The 20,773-nt window shown below is 40.1% G+C and carries 19 protein-coding genes; 10 read left to right on the top strand and 9 right to left on the bottom strand.

Going from position 1 to position 20,773, the window contains the following annotated elements; genetic code table 11:
- Nucleotides 1–2 precede the first annotated feature (2 nt).
- The 4 genes from OGI71_RS10300 (at nucleotide 3) to OGI71_RS10285 (ending at nucleotide 3,568) form a co-directional block, all read left to right on the top strand.
- Nucleotides 3–1,160: a 1-deoxy-D-xylulose-5-phosphate reductoisomerase gene (locus tag OGI71_RS10300; RefSeq protein WP_282255350.1), complete on the top strand. Its 1,158-nt coding sequence runs from the start codon at nucleotides 3–5 to the stop codon at nucleotides 1,158–1,160.
- Nucleotides 1,161–1,175: 15 nt separating this feature from the next.
- Nucleotides 1,176–2,501: an RIP metalloprotease RseP gene (gene rseP, locus OGI71_RS10295; RefSeq protein ID WP_282255349.1), complete on the top strand. Its 1,326-nt coding sequence runs from the start codon at nucleotides 1,176–1,178 to the stop codon at nucleotides 2,499–2,501.
- A gap of 243 nt (nucleotides 2,502–2,744) precedes the next feature.
- The gene (locus tag OGI71_RS10290) at nucleotides 2,745–2,948 is read left to right on the top strand and encodes a YwbE family protein (protein WP_046674525.1); all 204 of its coding nucleotides are present in this window, start codon (nucleotides 2,745–2,747) and stop codon (nucleotides 2,946–2,948) included.
- A 254-nt stretch (nucleotides 2,949–3,202) separates the two neighbouring features.
- A complete protein-coding gene (locus tag OGI71_RS10285; RefSeq protein WP_282255347.1) occupies nucleotides 3,203–3,568 on the top strand; it encodes a response regulator in 366 nt (121 codons plus the stop codon).
- Between the two features lie 30 nt (nucleotides 3,569–3,598).
- On the opposite strand, the gene OGI71_RS10280 is transcribed toward OGI71_RS10285, so the two are convergent.
- From OGI71_RS10280 to OGI71_RS10245, 8 genes are all read right to left on the bottom strand, one after another.
- The gene (locus OGI71_RS10280; protein WP_120258298.1) at nucleotides 3,599–3,811 is read right to left on the bottom strand and encodes a hypothetical protein; all 213 of its coding nucleotides are present in this window, start codon (nucleotides 3,809–3,811) and stop codon (nucleotides 3,599–3,601) included.
- 26 nt (nucleotides 3,812–3,837) lie between these two features.
- Entirely contained in the window at nucleotides 3,838–5,304 is a 1,467-nt protein-coding gene (locus OGI71_RS10275) for an efflux transporter outer membrane subunit (RefSeq protein WP_282255346.1), read from the bottom strand.
- Complete coding sequence (locus OGI71_RS10270) at nucleotides 5,301–8,453, bottom strand: efflux RND transporter permease subunit (RefSeq protein ID WP_282255345.1); 3,153 nt, start codon at nucleotides 8,451–8,453, stop codon at nucleotides 5,301–5,303. The genes OGI71_RS10275 and OGI71_RS10270 overlap by 4 nt, the downstream gene beginning before the upstream one ends.
- A 73-nt stretch (nucleotides 8,454–8,526) precedes the next feature.
- The gene (locus OGI71_RS10265; RefSeq protein ID WP_282255344.1) at nucleotides 8,527–9,690 is read right to left on the bottom strand and encodes an efflux RND transporter periplasmic adaptor subunit; all 1,164 of its coding nucleotides are present in this window, start codon (nucleotides 9,688–9,690) and stop codon (nucleotides 8,527–8,529) included.
- Nucleotides 9,691–10,139: 449 nt separating this feature from the next.
- The gene (locus OGI71_RS10260) at nucleotides 10,140–10,964 is read right to left on the bottom strand and encodes an AMP nucleosidase (protein ID WP_282255343.1); all 825 of its coding nucleotides are present in this window, start codon (nucleotides 10,962–10,964) and stop codon (nucleotides 10,140–10,142) included.
- Between the two features lie 251 nt (nucleotides 10,965–11,215).
- Nucleotides 11,216–12,466, bottom strand: coding sequence for an ATP-dependent Clp protease ATP-binding subunit ClpX (clpX, locus tag OGI71_RS10255; protein WP_282255342.1), 1,251 nt, complete (start codon nucleotides 12,464–12,466; stop codon nucleotides 11,216–11,218).
- A 2-nt stretch (nucleotides 12,467–12,468) separates the two neighbouring features.
- Nucleotides 12,469–13,170: an ATP-dependent Clp endopeptidase proteolytic subunit ClpP gene (gene clpP, locus OGI71_RS10250; protein ID WP_259178204.1), complete on the bottom strand. Its 702-nt coding sequence runs from the start codon at nucleotides 13,168–13,170 to the stop codon at nucleotides 12,469–12,471.
- A 170-nt stretch (nucleotides 13,171–13,340) separates the two neighbouring features.
- Nucleotides 13,341–13,802 carry a type I restriction enzyme HsdR N-terminal domain-containing protein gene (locus OGI71_RS10245; protein ID WP_282255340.1) on the bottom strand — a complete coding sequence of 154 codons (462 nt, stop codon included), beginning with the start codon at nucleotides 13,800–13,802 and terminating at the stop codon, nucleotides 13,341–13,343.
- A 189-nt stretch (nucleotides 13,803–13,991) separates the two neighbouring features.
- Here OGI71_RS10245 and holA point away from each other — a divergent pair, with 189 nt between their 5' ends.
- Nucleotides 13,992–14,999: a DNA polymerase III subunit delta gene (holA, locus tag OGI71_RS10240; RefSeq protein WP_282255339.1), complete on the top strand. Its 1,008-nt coding sequence runs from the start codon at nucleotides 13,992–13,994 to the stop codon at nucleotides 14,997–14,999.
- A 21-nt stretch (nucleotides 15,000–15,020) separates the two neighbouring features.
- Here the strand turns inward: holA and OGI71_RS10235 are convergent, their stop codons facing one another.
- Complete coding sequence (locus OGI71_RS10235) at nucleotides 15,021–16,085, bottom strand: hypothetical protein (protein ID WP_282255337.1); 1,065 nt, start codon at nucleotides 16,083–16,085, stop codon at nucleotides 15,021–15,023.
- A 315-nt stretch (nucleotides 16,086–16,400) separates the two neighbouring features.
- Here OGI71_RS10235 and OGI71_RS10230 point away from each other — a divergent pair, with 315 nt between their 5' ends.
- The 5 genes from OGI71_RS10230 (at nucleotide 16,401) to OGI71_RS10210 (ending at nucleotide 20,771) form a co-directional block, all read left to right on the top strand.
- A complete protein-coding gene (locus OGI71_RS10230) occupies nucleotides 16,401–16,733 on the top strand; it encodes a hypothetical protein (protein ID WP_282255336.1) in 333 nt (110 codons plus the stop codon).
- Between the two features lie 43 nt (nucleotides 16,734–16,776).
- Complete coding sequence (locus tag OGI71_RS10225; RefSeq protein ID WP_282255335.1) at nucleotides 16,777–17,169, top strand: DoxX family protein; 393 nt, start codon at nucleotides 16,777–16,779, stop codon at nucleotides 17,167–17,169.
- A 566-nt stretch (nucleotides 17,170–17,735) separates the two neighbouring features.
- Nucleotides 17,736–18,353 carry a TetR family transcriptional regulator gene (locus tag OGI71_RS10220; protein ID WP_282255334.1) on the top strand — a complete coding sequence of 206 codons (618 nt, stop codon included), beginning with the start codon at nucleotides 17,736–17,738 and terminating at the stop codon, nucleotides 18,351–18,353.
- Nucleotides 18,343–19,653, top strand: a complete 1,311-nt coding sequence (locus OGI71_RS10215; RefSeq protein WP_282255333.1) for a TolC family protein — start codon at nucleotides 18,343–18,345, stop codon at nucleotides 19,651–19,653. The genes OGI71_RS10220 and OGI71_RS10215 overlap by 11 nt, the downstream gene beginning before the upstream one ends.
- Nucleotides 19,654–19,667: 14 nt before the next feature.
- Nucleotides 19,668–20,771, top strand: a complete 1,104-nt coding sequence (locus tag OGI71_RS10210) for an HlyD family secretion protein (protein WP_282255332.1) — start codon at nucleotides 19,668–19,670, stop codon at nucleotides 20,769–20,771.
- Nucleotides 20,772–20,773: the final 2 nt, after the last annotated feature.

Here is a 20,773-nt window from a genome sequence, read left to right as displayed (position 1 = left end):
TTTTGAGTAAAAAAGGAATTGCCATTTTAGGGGCAACGGGTAGTGTCGGTACACAAGCCTTGGATGTTATTAGAGCCTTTCCGGATAAGTTTGAAGCAGTTGTTCTGACTTGCGGTAGCAATGCTGAACTATTGATCAAACAAGCATTGGAGTTTAAACCAAAATCGGTCGTTGTGACCGATCCAACCCAATATAAAGTAGTTAAAGAAGCCTTAGCGTTTCAGGATACGTTGGTATTATATGGTGAAGAGGGTTTGATTGAAGTGGTGCAATATGCCGAAATAGGTATTGTCTTAAATGCAATCGTGGGTTCCGCAGGTTTAAAACCTACGGTAATGGCTATTCAATCCAGAAAAGATATTGCCCTGGCGAATAAGGAAACTCTTGTTGTTGCCGGGGAATTGATTATGGCCTTGGTCAAAGAATACGGTGTCAATATGTTGCCTGTAGATTCTGAACATTCGGCAATCTTTCAATGTCTGGTCGGTGAGGAGCAAAACCCCATTGAAAAAATTTATGTGACGGCATCTGGAGGTCCTTTTCGTGGAAGAAAGCGGGACGAGTTGCTGCAGGTAACGAAAGCACAGGCCCTAAAACATCCCAATTGGTCTATGGGTGCTAAAATTACCATAGATTCAGCTTCTTTGATGAATAAGGGACTTGAGGTGATCGAAGCCAAATGGCTCTTTGATCTAACTATCGATCAGGTGGATGTTATCGTACACCCACAGTCGATCGTGCACTCCTTGGTTCAATTTAAAGATGGATCTATGAAAGCACAAATGGGTGTCCCGGATATGAAGCTGCCTATTCAATACGCATTGACTTATCCTGCCCGATTTGAAAATAATTTTGAACGCTTCAATTTTATGGACTATCCAACGCTGCAATTTGAAAAAGCGGATATGGAGACTTTTCGAAACTTGGCACTGGCCTACGAAACACTTCGCGCCGGTGGAAATAAATCCTGTATATTGAATGCAGCAAATGAAGTTGTGGTGGCTGCTTTCCTCGCTGATAAAATTGGCTTCCTGGAAATGAGCGACGTCATCGAAAGTACATTGGAAAAAGTGGAATTTATAGCCAATCCAACACTGGAGGATTATCTGGAGACGGATCGGTTAGCAAGGTTAATAACAAAAGAAATAATCAAAGATTAAATATAGAAAGCATACATGGGTGTTTTAATTATGGTCGGACAAGTGATTTTAGGCTTGTCAATTTTAATTGTTCTACATGAGTTAGGGCATTTTTTAGCAGCACGTGCATTTGGAATTAAAGTGGAGAAATTCTATTTGTTCTTTGATGCATGGGGAGTGAAATTGTTTAAATTCAATTATAAAGGCTGTGAGTATGGTATTGGTTGGTTACCTCTGGGTGGCTATGTGAAGATTGCCGGTATGATTGATGAGTCGATGGATACTGAACAATTGAAGGGCGAGCCACAACCTTGGGAGTTCCGTTCAAAACCGGCATGGCAGCGTCTGATCGTTATGTTGGGTGGTATTATCGTTAATATCGTTGTCGGTATCCTTGTCTTTTGGATGTTGACCTTCAAAATGGGTAATACAGATGTCAAGATGGATCAAATGGTAAACGGTATCGTACCGGGATCCATTGGTGAATCTATTGGCCTTAAAGCCGGTGATAAAGTGATCGCAATAGATGGACACCGTGTTGAAAACTACTCCGAGTTGCTTGGTTCTAAAGTCTTGATGGGCGGTGTATCCCTTACGGTAGAGCGTGATGGCGCGACAACAGAAATCAAGGTTCCAGCAGACTTATTGAATACCTTGTCCGATAAAAAAGGAGAGAAGTTTATTGAACCTCGCTTTAAAACGACAAGTATTGCACAAGTGGCTCCAGGATCAGTGGCAAGCAAGATGGGCTTCACCAAAGGGGATAGCATTGTTGCCCTAAATGATACTCCGGTACCTTTCTTTGATCAATTCAGAACATTAGTTAAAGCAAATATCAATAAACCTGTTGTCATTAAAGTAATCCGTGCGGGAGCGGAGGTTTCCCTAAAAGGAAATGTACCAGCGGATGCAATGTTGGGTATCAGTGTCAATCATGATAATTCGATCAAGTCGTTTACAACGAATTATACACTTATGGAAGCTTTTCCGATCGGTGCTAAAAAAGCATTTACGGTAATCACAGATAATGCGAAAGGATTCGGTAAAATCTTCAAAGGGGAGGTGCGTGCTGATAAAGCGCTATCTGGACCTATCGGTATTGCTACACTATTCGGCACTGAAGTAGATTGGATTCGGTTCTGGTCTTTGGTTGGTATGCTTTCAATGGCTCTTGCGTTTATGAATTTGTTACCTATTCCAGCACTGGATGGTGGTCACGTTGTATTCTTACTGATCGAGATGATTCAAGGCAAGCCGCTGAGTGAAAAATTTCTCGAAAAAGCACAAATGGTCGGATTCTTTATCCTTTTGGGCCTGATGGTGTTTATATTCGGAAATGATATTTTTAAGTTGTTCAAATAACTTATCGCCCAGATGTCCCTATGTATTTCTTCTAATAGGATGGATACAGTATAGGTTCGTAGCATTTGGAACAAACAACAAAAAAAGTCACTTATGTATCTCGTTGAAAACAAAAAATATAGATCAAAATCTTGATGTTAATGGTTTCAAGGTCTATATGAGATGATAAAAAAATACATAATTCAACAAAAAATAGGGGAGTTTTCTTTTGGAAAACTCCTTTTTTATTTCTTACATTTGACCATGGACGGAAGAAATAGAGCGGATGTAAAGCCCGGAATGTTGGTTAATATCATTCTGAAAAAAGACCAGCGCACGGGGAATCTTACTGAGGGCATTGTAAAGGATTTACTGACATCCTCATCTTATCATTCAAGAGGGATAAAAGTAAGGCTGACAGATGGTCAAGTAGGACGAGTGGCTGAAATTATAGAGGATGACTTTTAACGATATCGTATCGTTAAATTAAATCTTTCGACTACTCCAAATGTTTTAGATATGTTGTCTAAATGAATTTATTGCTACCTAATGATGTTATTATTCGATCTAAATTGAATTTAAAGGTTGTGTTGTGATGCACCTTTTTGAAATAAAATTTGCATAGTAACATAATTCTTATTAACTTCTTTCTAGATTTTTTATTTTTATTACATATTTATAGAATTTTATTGTATTAATTAGTTGAATGATCTCTTTTTCGAATGGATACCAAAAGTAAATGTAAGATTGTCTACGCAGATGATGCGATGATCCATCATGTTATGATGAAGGCCATGGCCCAATCCCATTCGTTGGAATTAGTTTATTGTGCCTCTAATGGAAGAGACCTTATCGACTATTTGATTGAACATAATAAAGCGCTACCTGAGGTGTGCATATTGGATCTGCACATGCCGATTTTGAACGGTATCGAAACCGCAAAGATCGTTAGGGACAAGTTTCCTTCCATTCGTATATTTGGTCTGACCTCGAGTAGTGATGAAAGTGAACGGATTGAAATGTTGGCCGGAGGGGTGGAGCAGATCTTCGCGAAAGAAGATATGTCCGCATTGTTACAACAACTTTAGTTAAAAGCATAAAAAAAGCCTAACAATTTGTTAGGCTTTTTCGTTATTTTCCAGTGCTTCTTTAAATTTTAAAAGTCTGACCCATGCGGGGCATTTGCTCAGATCTTTTTTCCATAATCCAACATGGATAAAGCTTGTGCTGATAAATCTTTCCACATCAAACACTTGCATATCTTGTTGTATTTCCAGTGATTTGGGTAATTCCCTAGACTGAAAATATTGTTGTAATTCTTCTGGTGTCATAAGACAAAAATAGCGTTTTTAATTCATTATCTCCAACCACCACCTAAAGAACGGTAGAGATCCACAAATCCATCCAGGTGCTGCTGGCGTAGCTCGACCAGATCCAGATCGCTATCCAGGGCATTGCTTTGTGCGGTGATCACTTCTAAATATGTCGCATAGCCACTTTTGAAGAGCAGGTTTGCATTTTTTACCGCAAGATGCGCGTTATCCACTCTTTTTCTCGCAAGCTCGAGCTGTTCCCGCTGTTTGTCTACCGTAACTACAGCGTTGGAGACTTCGGCAACTGCTTCGACGACTTTCTGTTGAAGTTGAATTTCGGCCTTATCCCGTTCAAGTTTTGCAACTTCATATTGTGTTTTTAATGTTTTATTTTTGAAAATAGGGGTGGTCAGATTGCCGGTGATGCCACCTAATAGTGCGCCCGGGATGTTGAACCAGTTTCGGGGAAGCATCGAATTTACGCCCAGTACACCGCCTATATTAAGCGAAGGATAGCGCATGGCCTGCTGGATATTGGCGTTCGCATTGGCGGCCATTAGCTGAAACTCGGAGGATCGGATATCTGGCCGATTTCGTATGATTTCGACAGGCGAACCTAAGGATATATCTTTGCTTTCCGCAAAAAGATGCTCGTATGAAGTTCCGCGTTTAATGCTATCGGGTAGTTTTCCCGTTAATGTCTGAAGTGCATTCTCTTGAATAACAATCTGTTTTTCCAATTCTGGTACCAATGAGGCTGCTAATAGACGCTGCGATTCTGTCTGTTGAATGGCCAGTGCGGTAATCTCGCCTGCTTTGTATTGGAGCTTAATCATACGTAATGTGCTATCGTTCAATTGAACATTACGTTTGGCGACTTCAATTTTAGCATCTAACATCAACAGATTGAAATAACCTTTTGCAACAGACGTGATAATATTGGTCTGAATGGCATTTTTGGCTTCCTGTGTGTCTAGGTATTCCGCCAGCAGCTGTTCCTGTTTGCTGCTAATTTTTTTCCAGATATCTATTTCCCAACTGAAACTGATGTCAGATCCAAATTGAGATTGGTAAACAAACATATTTTCTGGAGCTTTCTCACCTTTGTGCTCATAGTATTTTGACAATGGACCACTCCCAAATTCTTTCGATCGCCAGGTACGGTTTCCATTCGCTATGGTGGCACTGACACTTGGAAGATAGTTTGACTTATTTTGAGCCATTACCCTGTTGGAGATCTGTAAATTGAGTAGCGCTGTTTTCATTTCAAAATTATTGGTCAGCGCTGAATCGATCAGTAGCTTTAGGGTAGGATCATGAAAGAACGATTTCCAATGAATCAACCCCATGCTAGAGGTATCACCAAAATAATCTAAGGTGTCACCACGAAAGGTTCCGGGCAATTTTAGTTTGGGTTGAACATAATCTTTGCCAACTTTACAGGCATTCATTAAAATCAGTAAACCCGTAGCTATAAATAGTGCTGAAAAGTATTTTTTTATGTTCTTCATTCTTCTTCTTTAGCTAGTTTATCCTGTAGTTTTTCATCCAGACCCTTGAAGACAACAAAGAGTACCGGAATAATAAAGATGCCAAAGGCAACTCCCAATAGCATACCACCTGCTGCACTGAAGCTGATGGAGTGATTGCCGATAGCCGAAGGGCCAACAGTCCACATCAGTGGAACTAGGCCAGCAACGAAGGCAAGACTGGTCATTAGGATTGGCCTTAACCTTAGCTTTGAACCGCTGATGGCAGCTTCCACGATAGTTTTTCCATTTTTGCGTTCCTGTACGGCAAATTCGACTATTAGGATCGCATTTTTAGCCAGTAGACCGATCAGCATGATCAATCCAACCTGTACATAGATGTTGTTCTGTAGACCGACAAGGTTGATGACTGAAAAAACGCCGATCAGACCAACAGGTATGGAGAGCAAAACCGCCCAGGGAAGAATATAGCTTTCGTACTGTGCGGAGAGTAAAAAGTACACAAATAGGATACTCAAGACGAAAATCAGGATAGTTTGGGATCCAGATTGGCTTTCTTCATAGCTCATACCAGTCCATTCAAAGCCATAGTTTCCGGGTAGTTTTTCGTCGGCTAGCTTTTGGATAGCCTGCATGGCATCGTCAGTACTATAGCCTTCTGCTGGAGTGATATTGACGGAAATTGCATTGTATAGATTGTAACGGGTAATGGTTTCGGGGCCGACAGTTTTTTCCAGTGTCAGAACGGTATTGATGGGCACCATCTCGCCTTTGTTGTTTCGCACGAAAATCGAATTGAAAGACGCTGGATCTTTGCGGAAATCAAAATCGGACTGTACATACACGCGGTATTGGCGGCCAAAACGATTAAAGTCACTGGCTTGCACCCGTGCAAAATAGGAGCGTATGGTGGACATTAAGTCTTTGATTTCAACACCGAGTGATTTTGCCTTGACAGCATCGATGTTCACCTCGTATTGCGGGAAATTGGATTTAAAACTGGTGTAAGCACTACGGATTTCCGGACGGGTATTCAGCTGGCTGATAAAGGTGTCTGCAATGGTATTAAAGTCTCTTACGTCGCCACCCATGCGATCTTGAAGAACCATCTCTATACCGGCAAAATCACCAAATCCCTGTACTGTAGGTCTGGGAAATACAGTAAATGTGGCCTCATTTATTTGTGCGAGGTCATTCCTGATTGTATCCATAAAGGCATTAATGTTTTTGATGTGCTTGCGTTTGGCATGTGGTTTAAGTGTAATATATCCTGCGGCAAAGGCTGGACTTGAACTACCATCCAGTGCATTGAAACCAGAGACTGTCGTCATGCCCTCGATATCTTTTCTTTTTTTCAATATACTGTCTGCACGATGGAGTACTTCTGTCGTACGGCTTAATGAAGCCCCGGGGGGAAGCGCAATGTTATAGGTGATGAAACCATCGTCTTCGGTTGGTATAAAACTCTTTGGTGTTTTGATCATTAAAATGACTCCGATCGCAGTAATCAATACCAGGCCTATCCAAGCTATTTTTTTATGATTGATCAACAACTGGACAATAGATACGTATCGGGTGGTCAGGCGATCAAAAGAAGTATTGAATGCTTTAAAGAAACGATCCTTAAATTGGTTGATTCTTGATTTAGCTTCTTCTTCCTTTTGTTGCTTGGGGGCTTTGAGCAATAATGTACATAGGGCGGGACTCAATGTCAAGGCATTTAAAGCTGAAATTAGGATCGCTGTCGCCAGCGTGTAAGCAAATTGTCGATAAAAGATACCCGCTGGGCCCTCCATAAAACCAACAGGCAAAAATACCGCTGCCATGACCATGGTAATAGAGAGGATTGCACCGGTAATTTCTGACATGGTCGACAATGTCGCCGCTCTAGCTTTTAACCCCGTACTATGCATCTTTTCATGGATGGCCTCTACAACAACAATGGCATCATCGACAACAATACCGATGGCCAATACAAGGGCAAACATGGTCAATACATTGAGCGAGAAGCCAAAGAGCTGGAGGAAAAAGAAGGTACCTATCAACGAAACAGGTATAGCAATCGCTGGAATTAAGGTCGATCTAAAGTCCTGTAAGAAAATGAAAACAATGATAAAGACCAAAATAAATGCTTCGAAAAGAGTGTGTTCAACCTGGCTGATGGATTCATCAATTTGGTCACGTACGGAATAAGTCACTTCATAATGCAATCCTTTTGGGAATGTCTTGGCCTGTTCTTCGAGTACTTTCCGGACAGCGATATCAATATCATGGGCATTGGAGCCGCTGGTTTGCGTCAGATTGAGTGTCAGTCCGGGATGACCATTGACCTTATTGTCGCTACTGAGATTTGTTGCACCAAATTCTACGCGTGCAACATCTTTGAGGTATAGCACTGAACCATCATTGTTTGTCTTGATGACGATACCCTGAAATTCTTCGGGTGTGGTAAAGCGTCCTTTGTGCCGAATGACCGTTTCAAATGCCTCATCGGAAGTTTCACCAAATTTACCTGGGGCTATCTCAAAGTTTTGGTCTTTGATAGCATTCATGATATCCTGGGGAACCAGATTATAAAGGGCCAACTTTTCTGGATTCAGCCAAAGCCGCATGGCATAATCCCTTGCTCCGAGCCGTGACACTTGTGCTACACCATCTACACGTAATAAAGGACGCATAAGATTGATCTGTGCGTAAGCCTGTAAAAAGGTTTCATCGTAGGCCTTATCTTGATGATCCGAGTAAAGATTAATGGTCATGATAACCCCAGTCTGGCGTGGCATGACGGTAATCCCAGCTTCATTTACTTCAGCTGGAATAGAACTGATCGCTTTGGAGATACGGGTCTGCACATTGACTGAGGCAATGTCCGGATTTGTTCCGGTCTTAAAATAGACGGACACACTACCCGAACCGGAGTTGGAAGCAGACGATTTGATATAGGTCATATCTTCCACACCATTAATGGCCTCCTCAATAGGTAATAAAACACTTTTTGCTACCGTTTCAGCATTTGCGCCAGGGTAACTCAGTGATACAAGTACACTGGGGGGGGCGATTTCTGGAAATCGGGATACAGGGAGCAGCTTTAATCCCACCAAGCCCAATATGACTAAAATGATAGAAATGACCGTGGCTAAAACGGGCCTGTTTATAAAGGTTTTTAACATATATTAGAATTTTAGACATAGCTCAGGCAAACCTGAAAATAGGTTACCACAGCGATGTAAAAATGTGCGATAATTATTTCTGAGGAATAGGGGTAACGGCCGAACCATCGGTCAGTTTGTCAAATCCACTGGTAATGACACGGTCGTTTTCCTTGAGACCTGAGTCTACGATATAATTGCCTTTGCTCTTGCCTGAAAGATGAATATTACGGCGTTGTGCTTTATTGTTTTGATCCAATATATAGACAAAAGTTTTGTCCTGTAATTCATTGATGGCAATCTGAGGGATCTGTAGGACGTCTTTTTTTACTTCTGCAATTTTTAGTGTACCACTACTTCCCGAACGTAAAATATTGTCTTGGTTTTGGAAAGTTGCACGCAGAGAAATTGCCCCTGTGGTTCTGTTTATCTGCCCATTGACAGCATCGACAATCCCTTTTTTCGCATATTCTTCGCCGTCGGCGAGAACCAGTGTTACTTGAGGAAATACCAGTTTTTGATTCTGGTTGTATTTCTTACCCTCAATACTGTCTTTTTTCGCCTGTGCTTTTGAGAAGTAGAGGAAGTCGGATTCATTCATGGAGAAATAAACATAGACTTCTTGTATATCGGAAAGGTAAGTGAGGGGTTCTTTGTCACCTTTGGAAACTAGATTTCCAATACGCTTAGGAATACGCCCAATATATCCGCTTACAGGTGCTGTAATGATCGTAAAGTCTTTACTGATCTGTGCGGAACGTACAGCGGCACTGGCCTGATCTAGGGTTGCCTTTGCAACTTGATAGTCAGATTTGGCTGATGCCAGTTTTACATCTGAAATGACGTCATTTTGAACCAACGGTTTCAGACGGTCGACTTCTAATTGCGCATTTTTAAGTTTGGCCCGCGCAACCTGTTCCGTGGCTACCATGTTGTTTAAATTTTCCTGATAGGTAGAAGGATCTACTTTGAACAACTTTTGCCCTTTTTGTACAAAAGAACCTTCATCGACATAGATTTCTTGCAGTAATCCCTCAACCTGGGGACGGACCTCTACATTCACTTTTCCCTCAATGGTACCTAGATAGTCCTTGATCGTGGTGGCATCAGATTTTACAACCGTATAAAAGGGCAAAGCTACAGGTTTTTCATTGGTATTATTTTCTTTGGAAGAGCTTGAAGAACAACTTACCTGGGTGGCTAAGACTGAACAAATCAATAAGGATACGCTGAAAATAGATAATGTTTTTTTCTTCACAATACTTGATTAAATTTTTGATATATGTGCTTTTGTAATGTTACTAATACAAGATATAACGCCAAATAGTTTAATTATTGTGTAAATTAACATTTGTTAACGTTTCAATTTATAGTTAATAATCGCTCAATTAATAATCAAGTATTCTATGTATTAGTTTTTAATGTCTAGTTTTCAGTAGGTAGTAAGCATTTAGTATCATTGGTTTATTGAGCGAACCATAATCGACCAAAATAGACAAGCTGTAGGCAGTCCGAATGGACTAGAAGGAGGGGGTGGAATAAAAAACTTCGTCAAAAAAATGAGCCCAATAATACATAGATATACCCCAAAAAGTTAGACACTATTTGGGGCATATCTCATATCGGACTCATCACGCATCTAATTTTTTAACTTTGTCCACCTTTTTAAGTGAACTTCAGTATCGGTTTTCTTATCGTATCAATCCCTTAAAATTTAAGGTGTTTTACAGTCAGTCCGTTATTGATAAGTTGTTTTAGGGCATCAATACCGATACTGATATGTGCTTCTACATATTTCGCTGTAACCGTGACATCACTTACAGACGTTTTTACTCCTTCAGGGACCATCGGTTGATCGGAAACTAACAGCAAAGCACCTGTCGGGATCTTGTTCGCAAAACCGACACTGAATATTGTTGCTGTTTCCATATCGACACACATGGCCCGAATTGATTTCAGGTACTTTTTGAATGCCTTGTCGTGCTCCCATACGCGTCTATTGGTGGTGTAGACGGTCCCTGTCCAATAGTCCCGTTGATGGTCACGGATTGTCGTAGAGATCGCTTTTTGCATAGCAAATGCAGGTAATGAGGGTACTTCGGGGGGAAAGTAATCATTTGATGTTCCCTCGCCACGGATCGCTGCGATAGGGAGGATCAATTCTCCTACAGGAATCTTTTTCTTAATTCCTCCAGTTTTGCCCAAAAATAGCACGGCCTTAGGGGCAATGGCGGATAATAGGTCCATTATCGTTGCGGCCATCGGACTACCCATTCCAAAATTGATAATGGTAATACCTCCAGCGGTCACTGATTGCATAGGTTTGTCTTCTCCGTAGATAGGGGTATTGTCATGCATTTCCGAAAATAGATGAATATATTTTGAAAAATTTGTTAATAGGATATACTCTCCAAACTCTTCCAAAGGTCTTCCTGTATAACGTGGAAGCCAGTTGTTCACGATTTCTTCTTTGGTTTTTAAACCTGGTGTTATCGGGCTATTTACAGTATTTTTTGTAGTTTTCTTTGTCATAGTCATTAAATTTTAATTTCACTAATCTCTTATCGGTCTGTCAACATTCCGTTATGGCTATGTTATTATTGTAATATAAGATTTTTAATTCTTTTTTTATTATACTTTAGCTTGTTTTAAGCACTTTTATCCATTAAATTCTTTCAATAATATGTTGTTGGATAGCATTCATGAGGCGAACCAGCATCAAGAGGAACCAGTTTAAACGCAAGGGGTAAAAAAAAATCCCGTTCAGCGAACGGGATTTTTTTTTAAGCGACTTTAAGCTTTTTCAGATCGGATTTTTCGAATTTTTTCTTCGCATAATCCAAGGTGATTTCCAAACTTTTCTGTCCCGTTTGCTCTTTCATTGACGGCATTTCAAACATGGCGTCCAGCATAATTGCTTCGCATATACTGCGTAAGCCCCTGGCCCCAAGTTTAAATTCGTCAGCTTTGTCTACAATAAACGTGTATACCTCGGTATCAAATTTCAATTCGACGCCTTCATACTCAAATAATTTTTTGTATTGTTTGACCAATGCATTTTTTGGCTCTGTCAAAATACTCAACAAGGTTTCTTTATCCAGCGGATTTAAGTAGGTCAAGACCGGAAGACGTCCAATTAACTCTGGAATCAATCCAAAATTTTTGAGATCCTGAGGTGTAATATACTTGTATAGATTGTTCAAGTCGATTTCCTCTTCGTCTTCATTCATCTTATACCCCACGGTTTGTGTGCGTAGACGGTTTGCAATTTTCTTTTGGATTCCGTCGAATGCACCACCACAGATAAATAGGATGTTGCTGGTATTGACAGCGATCATTTTCTGGTCTGGATGTTTACGGCCACCTTGAGGTGGTACGTTGACAACTGTACCTTCTAAAATCTTTAATAGCGCCTGTTGCACACCTTCACCAGAGACATCTCTCGTGATAGAAGGGTTGTCGCTCTTACGTGCGATTTTGTCAATCTCATCGATATAGATGATACCACGTTCCGCCGAAGCAACATCATAATCTGCAGCTTGAAGCAAGCGTGTCAAAATACTCTCCACATCTTCTCCGACATAACCTGCCTCGGTTAGTACCGTCGCATCAACGATACAGAAAGGGACGTTCAATATTTTGGCAACGGTCTTTGCCAATAATGTCTTTCCCGTACCTGTCTCACCCACGATAATCAAATTGGATTTTTCGATTTCAATTTCATCTTTATCCACTTTTTGATTCAAACGTTTATAGTGATTATAAACAGCGACAGAAATTACTTTCTTTGCATCATCCTGACCGATTACGTACTGATCCAAGTGTGTTTTGATCTCTTGGGGACGTATTAGTTTTAATGCAGTCTGTAATGTCTTGCTTTTCCGTTGTTTTAATTCTTCTGCCAAGATTTCCCCTGCCTGTTGGATACATCTGTCACAGATGTGTGCTCCATTTCCAGCAATGAGCATCTGAGCTTCATTTTTGCTTATCCCACAAAACGAACAATGAATGTCTCTATCGTTATTCTTCGCCATCTTTATTTAATAATCTCCTTCTTAGGAAGTAAAATCTCGTCAATCATACCGAATTCTTTGGCCTCATTGGCTTTCATCCAGTAGTCACGATCAGAAGATTTTTCTACCCACTCATAGGTTTGTCCGGAGTGTTCTGAAATAATGGTATATAATTCTTCTTTTAATTTCATCATTTCACGTAAGTTGATTTCCATATCTGCCGCAACCCCTTGAGCGCCGCCAGATGGTTGATGAATCATCACACGTGAGTGACGTAATGCAGCACGCTTGCCTTTTGCTCCTGCTACAAGAAGAACTGCACCCATAGATGCTGCTATTCCTGTACAGATGGTCGCTACGTCCGGTGTGATATATTGCATCGTATCGTAGATACCCAAACCTGCATAAACGCTTCCTCCTGGGGAATTGATGTAAATCTGGATGTCACGCTGTGCATCTGTGGACTGTAAAAACAACAATTGTGCCTGGATAATATTAGCCACTTGGTCATCAATACCGCTTCCCAAAAATATAATACGATCCATCATCAGACGTGAAAACACGTCCATCTGTGCAACGTTCAATTGACGCTCCTCAACGATGTAAGGTGTAAGATTTGTCGGAATGCTAGTCTCTGTACGGGCAATAAAACTGTCAACATGTTGACTTCCAATACGGTGATGCTTTACTGCATATTTTCTGAATTCGTTTTTATCTATATTCATCTTTTTATTTTTTCTATTCTGTAGGACTAATATAAAACTATATTTTAAAAATCAAATAAATTGCAAAGATGTTTTACATCCACTTTACATTTTTTCGATACCGCCTCTTTCAGCAAAGAAAGGCATTTTTATAATAGGGCTTATGCTTTATCCGTTTCAAATAGAAGTCCTTAACCGATTTCGTTATAGTCGGGAAGTTCTTCTAAAAACTGATACGATTCGTTCTCAAAGTCAACTTTACAATAATAATGATTTATGCCATTGCTCACCAGTAAGTATGGAATCCGATGCACAGAATTGTAATTGGCGATCTGTTCGAATACTTTTTGTGTGATTTTGATATACGGTGCTTTGAATTCGGCCAAAACTACCTTCTGTCCCGCACTATTATAAATCAGTAAATCACTCCGTCGCTGTAGGCTGTTTAGTTTCAATCCACCCTCAATATTCATCAGCGACTTTGGATAATTCTTGATCAATGCCAAATAGTTTATCCAATGTTGCCTGACCCATTCCTCCGGTGTCAATACCAGTTCCTTTTTTCGCAACTCATCAAAAATATAAACCGCATTATTCTTTTTGGATATTTTGGCTTTGAATGGTGGCAAATTGAGTGGTGTCGGTGAAAACATACACAAATATACTAAAATTTTAGCAAAAAAAGTAGATCATACGATTCTCTCAATTGGTTTTTTTCGCTTTTAGAATTATTTCTTTTAATCAGTCGGTTAGATCTTTTTGTCGAAATAGATTGGATAATAAGTCGAATTCTAATCGCAGGGCTGCTACGGATTTGATAGTAAAATCGTAATTTCGCCTATATGAATATAAATCCGATCTTATCCGATATAAAGAACAGATCCTTTAAGCCTGTCTATCTACTGCAGGGGGAGGAAAGCTATTTTATTGATACCATCGCGGACGCACTGGAATCTACTGTGCTGAATGATGCTCAAAAAGGCTTTGATCAATCTGTTTTTTACGGGAAGGATATTGATATCTCCACAGTGGTCAATGCGGCAAAACGATACCCTATGATGAGCGACCATCAGGTGATTATTATAAAGGAAGCGCAGGAACTGAAGTGGAAATCGGACACGGAGGAAATGTTAACGAAATACCTTGAACATCTGACACCAACAACTATCTTGGTTTTTTGCTATAAACACGGGAAATTCGATAAACGGAAGAAGATTTATAAGGTATTTGAAAAAGCCGGATTGGTTATCGATGCCGCTAAATTATATGATGATAAAGTTGCCCCCTGGATCGGTGGCTATCTAAAGGATGCAGGCTGGCGCATTCATCCACAGGCAGCAGCGCTAATCGCGGATTATTTGGGGAATGATCTGGCGAAAGTATCCAATGAACTGGATAAACTGATGCTCAATGTGCCTAAGAGTCACGAAATAAGTATGGACGATGTAGAACGTAACATTGGTATTTCAAAAGATTTCAATGTATTTGAGCTCAATACGGCTTTAGCAAAACGCAATGCCTTGAAGGCCTATCAGATCGTAGATTATTTTGTGGCAAATCCAAAGAATAACCCGCTAGTGATGGTAATTGGACAGGTCGCGACCTACTTTACTAAAATACTAAAATACCATTACCTGATTGATAAATCTGTTGCCGCCAAAGAATTGGGCGTGCATCCGTTTTTCCTAAAAGAATATGAACTGGCTGCGCGAAATTATAATCGTCGGAAAACTTTTGATGTACTAAACGTCCTCAAAGAGACTGACCTAAAATCAAAAGGCGTCAACGTGCCCAGCAATTTCAATAGCGAGGAGATTCTCAAAGAAATGGTCTATCGGATCTTAAATTAGGTAATTGCAGGCTGTCAAAGACTATTGTGTGCTTAGAAATTTTAAGACTCGCTGTGGAATTTTTGCCTGCAACCCGCGTTTATTCATTAGTGCGACGTAAGTACGGTAATCTTTTTCGGCTTTTTTGTAAGAAGATTGCCCTTTTTTGAAAAATACATCAGCACGGTTTAAATAGGCAACCTCACGCTCAGGAAAACGCTCAATTACTTTATCTAAAAAAACTTGTGCCGCATCCAGCTGATTCGTCTGCTCCAGAAAATAAGCTATCTCATTGGCCGAAAGGACATTTTTACCATGAATTGGATTTGTATTGTCAGGCTGGTCCTCGTCCAAACCGTTTTCCATAAAATACTCTGCTGTATGCTCGTTAAAAACTCTAGGTAGCAAAAAAAGACTGTTTTTAGGTATTTCTTTTAACGAACGAAGGAGAGCAGCGTAGTCTCCGGGCTTGTAGCTCAGACCAATCCGCTGATTACTTATTACTGTGGAATCATAGGATAAGGACTCAGCATCGTAGTCGTCTAGATACACCTTGACGTTTTGAGGATAGGTCATATATTCGCTGCTGCTTGTACCTTCGTCATCCGATCCAGCATTATCTCGTTCAGCCAATTGCCAGCGTTTTGCCGTCGGTCTATAAACAAAATAATAGCCCTCACTTCGACCAAAATCGTTCGGCCCCCACGAAATCGAGATGCTTACGGTATCGCGGCTGGCATTTACGTTGTAATAACGCATATTATTGCACGACACACAAAAGAAAGCGTTATCATTCTTGAAGGACAGCTGATAATCATTTCCTTTTCTAGCATAAAATGCCAATCCGACTTTGGTGTAACCTGGGCCGTCAAAGCTCTTATAAAATTCATGCTTGAAATTAAGCGTATCTGCTTTTTCGTAAGCAATAAAAACTCCTGCAGGTGTTTTGCTCGTGTTTAGCTGGCTTAACTGTACTGTATCTGTGTTAAAATGTTTTGCGAAATTATCGGCTGAAAGAGCATCTACTAATCGTATGTGTTTGGGTTGAGCTACCGAAAGCAGTGATAGGCCCATGAACAGGATAAAAAAATAAGCTTTTAATGGCATGCTTGTAAAGTTTAATATTGACTTAACTGCATACAATTGTTGTTCCAATCTTTTTTCAGAGCTGAATTGATACATCGAATAAAAATTATTCGAATCTGCATCAATCGGAAAAAAACAAAAAATGTTTTGTAGTTAAATAACTACATGTATATTTGTAGTCAAGTAGCTACGTATTTAATGATTTGTAATTTATAGCGGAAAAATTCAATGCGACTGAAGTCCTAATAGGCAATGCAACAGATAAATAGTGGAGCAGCAACCACAAAAAACGGGAGTCACTGAAAATCCAAAAGAGTAGGCAAAAATATAATAACAATGAATCAAGGAATCAAAACGGTGCTTTATCCCGTGAAGGACATGGCACAATCGAAAGCATTATTCACAAAATTATTGGCTGTGGAGCCGTATGTGGATAGCCCGTATTACATCGGCTTTAAGGTCAATAATCAGGATATCGGTCTGGTGCCGAATAACCCGGAAGATGGGTTAACTGCCTTTTTTCATGTTGATAATATCAAAAGCAGTTTGGAGATTCTTGTCGATGGGGGTGCCGAAATGATACGGAATATAACTGATGTCGGTGGGGGGAAACTGGTTGCAAGCGCTAAAGATAGTAACAACAATATTATTGGACTTATTCAGATCTGAGTATCATAACAAATAGTCAATTGTAAACTAAAACAATATAATAATGAAAAAGAGGGATAAAATAATTTATTGGATTGCAACGGTATGGTTGTCCTTGGGGCTGGTATCTACAGCCATTATACAAATCTTTCGGATAAAAACTGAGGGAGCAGGTGGAGTACAAAATGTAGACCATCTGGGGTATCCGGACTATATCCTCCCACTACTAGGTGTCTGGAAAATATTAGCAGTCGTAGCACTGCTTTCACCAAGGAGACCGCTATTGAAAGAATGGGCTTATGCTGGTATTTTCTTCACGGTGACTGGTGCCTTGTATTCGCACATTGTTGTAGGAGATTCTGTTGGTCTCATAGCTCCGGCACTACTTTATCTGCTCCTTATTGCTGTGTCCTGGTATTTTAGACCTAGCGAGAAGAAGTTTTTATATAACCATTAGTTTATCCTTATCAGTCGCCTATAATGTTTGCCTGAACGTTATGGGCGGCTAGGTATCGAACCCGTACTTTTTATAGTAATTTTTTCTGTCGTTTCACCCAATAGCGATATACAAACAAATCTTAAACTCGGCAATGGTGTTTCCAGCAGTTTATTGTCAGAGCATGTTTTCCGACAATTCGGATAACCGACTTTCATTTATAAAAGGGGGAGATTTTAGAGAGTGGGGCAGGCCCTTTCATACAGTCCTAAGAATCTTTTTCTAACCTCTTTTTAAGCTATAATTAGCTCTATTCTATTTTTTGTGTATCCGTTTTTCTTTCATACTATTTGAAATAGCAATAAATGGATTTTGTTTTTTAAAAATGTTAACACATTGTAATGTAGCTTTTTAAATGTTATTTCTGGTGTTTGTGTCCAGATTTTGGTGTATTTTTTTACATAAATTTAATAATTAAACATTTGTTTAAATTAAACGTTTGTTTAACTTTGCTCCGCATTTAACAAATGATGATTTTATCCTTAAAGACAGTAGGTGCAATTATCTATAAAAAGATTGGGTTTTAAATGGAATTTAACGAGAAGCAAATAGATATCCTTCTTGCCGCGGAGCGACTTTTTGCAACAAAAGGGTTTGACGGGACTTCGGTGCGTGATATTGCACAGGAGGCGAATGTCAATGTAGCCATGATCAACTATTATTTTGGATCGAAAGATAAGTTGCTGGATACCTTTTTTGAATGGCGTGTTCCAGATTTTATGATTAATGTGGATGAGCTCGCTTTGGTAGGTAATGCTCTTGATAAAGTAGATGTGATGGTTGATAGGTATGTCAAATCGATGAACTCTCATCGGAAGCTCTACCGGGTTATTGCAATAGAAAGTACCCTAAAACAGCGGATGTTGATATCGGAAGCTTTTAAAAAATTGAAGATTCATAATCTGGACGTAATCACTTCTATCATCAACAGTGGTATCGCAGAGGGGGTATTTAAAACAGGAAATGATCCCATATTAATTCATTCCATGATGATGGGGACTTTTATGAATTTTCAGATGAACCAAGTCTTTTTACAGGATCAATTGAATATAGCCGATGATGGTGGCTATGGGCAATATATTGAAACAACATTAACACAATTTATACAGAAAACAATTAAAGCTTTATTGACATATGAAAAATAAGTTGGCCAATTTAAGTGCTTTATTGCTTTTAAGTCCTCTGGGTTTGCTGGCACAAGACAACAAACACCTGAGCTTGGAAGAAATAATTCACATGGCTGCAAACCAAAGTGTGGAAGCGAAAACTGCCGATACCAAAATATTGGGAAGACAGCTAGAGGTCGAGAGTGCCAAATCGAAACAGCTTCCTGATGCAAAATTGAGCGCGCAATATATGGCGATGACAACACCGAATGTGAATCTGAAGTTGGCACTTGGTGAGGGTGGCTCGGCTCCGGATATCGCAGCAAATCAGCTGTGGTTGGGGCAGGCATCTGTCAGTATGCCTATTTATACCGGGGGCAGGATTAAAGGGGGGATAGCGATAGCAAAAGATGTTCTACAAGCTGAACAATGGAACGCTGTAGCAAACAAAGAACAATTGGCTTCACGTGCGATAGCACTTTATTTGAATCTATATAAAGCGCAGCAAACCAATTTGTTGATCGCTGAAAATATCAAGCAGTCTGAGCAACGTGTTTCAGACTTTAAAGCGATGTTGGATAATGGGCTGATTGCAAGAAACGATCTGCTTAAAGCGGAATTGCAGCTGTCTAATTATCAGGTGTCGCTCCAGGAAGCGCAGAAGAATATTAAGGTGCTAAATTATCAATTGGCCAATTTGCTAAAAATTGCAGAGGATACGCAATTGGATCAGATTAATCTGGCTGAGGTAACTGGAATTGACCTCGGATTGAAGGCTTCTTATGAAACTGCAAAAACTGAGCGTTCGGATCTAAAATCGTTGGCTTCTCAACGTAAAGTTGCCGAAGATCAATTGAAAGTGACCAAGTCTTCGACATTGCCAATGGTTTCGGCAACTGCAGGTTACAACGCTTTTGGTCTACAGAAGGTCGTTACTGTAACGAATGCGGCAATGGTGGGTGTTGGAGTATCTTATGATATTGGTTCTTTGTATAAAAACAAAAGGGAGGTCAATGTCGTCAAAAATCGGATCAAGGAAATTGATGAGAATTTGGAACTGCTCAACGATCGGGTAAAGGTTCAGGTGCAACAGGCAAATGAAAACTACATGTTGGCCCAAAAACAGGATGTGGTATACCATCAGGCGGTAGATCAAGCCGTTGAAAATTATCGCATCACAAAGGATAAATATGATAATGGTATTGCGGATACGGACGACTTATTGACCGCTGATGTACAACAGCTTCAGAGCAAAATAAATCTAGCGATAAGCAAGGCAAACACAATTGAAAAATACTATGACCTGCAATTGGCAAATGGGTCGTTAAACATTAAATAGCAATTAATCTAGACATGGAAAATACAGTTGAAAACGCACCGGAAAAAAAGGGTACAAATAAAAAATTCACAATTATTCTAGCCGCTTTGGTCATCTTTGGCGGGGCTTATGGTGGTTATAAATACTTGCATGGTCAAGCACATGAGACCACGGACGATGCGCAGGTTGAAAAAAATATGAGTCCGATCATTCCTCGGGTTGGTGGATTTATTTCCAAGGTTTATGTCAAAGACAACGATTTGGTGAAGAAAGGGGATACTTTGTTCACAATCGAAAGCCAAGATTACCAGGTTCGAGTAGATGAAGCTGATGCAACATTGGCTGCTGCGGAAAGTAGCTTTGATGTATCAAAAGCAGATGTATCAGCATCATCTGCCAATGTAGCCATCTCTGACGCAACAATACAGTCAAATTTGGGTAGCATTGATGCAGCACGTATCCGTGCGAAACAGGCGAATAACGATTACATTCGTTACCAAAATTTATATAACAATCAGTCGATTACAAAACAGCAATATGAGCAGGCTTTGACGACCAAGTTGGAAGCGGATAAACAAGTAGAAATCTTGCAACAACAACGCAATGCCAGTGCTTCTCAACGTAATGCGATCGTGAGTAAGACTACTGTAGCTTCGAAACAAACTTCTGTGGCTGAGGCGAATATAAAAAGAGCGAAAGCGCAATTGGAAGCTGCAAAATTAAATCTTTCGTATACCGCAGTATTGGCTTCGGTAGATGGTCAAGTATCGAATATCAAAGTGCAACCGGGGCAGATGATCAACCCTGGTCAGTCTTTATTTTACATTATTGATAATATTGAAACTTGGGTCGTAGCGAATTTTAAAGAGACACAATTACAAAAAATGAAACCGGGCCAAAAGGTGGGGATTAAAGTGGATGCTTATCCAAATATCGAATTTGAAGGCGAAGTCAACTCATTTTCTCCAGCTACAGGTTCGCGTTTCTCCTTGTTGCCTCCGGATAATGCGACGGGTAACTTTGTGAAGACGGTACAACGTCTGCCGGTAAAAATCAAATTGTCGAAAGATAATAAAGCTGAAAATGTAGCTTTGCTCAGACCGGGCATGAATGCTGACGTAGATGTGCATGTTCAATAACT

The organism is Sphingobacterium sp. ML3W (assembly GCF_029542085.1).
Classification (GTDB): domain Bacteria; phylum Bacteroidota; class Bacteroidia; order Sphingobacteriales; family Sphingobacteriaceae; genus Sphingobacterium.
The sequence above is the reverse complement of the archived record's forward strand: the minus strand, read 5'-3'. Positions and strand labels throughout refer to the sequence as shown.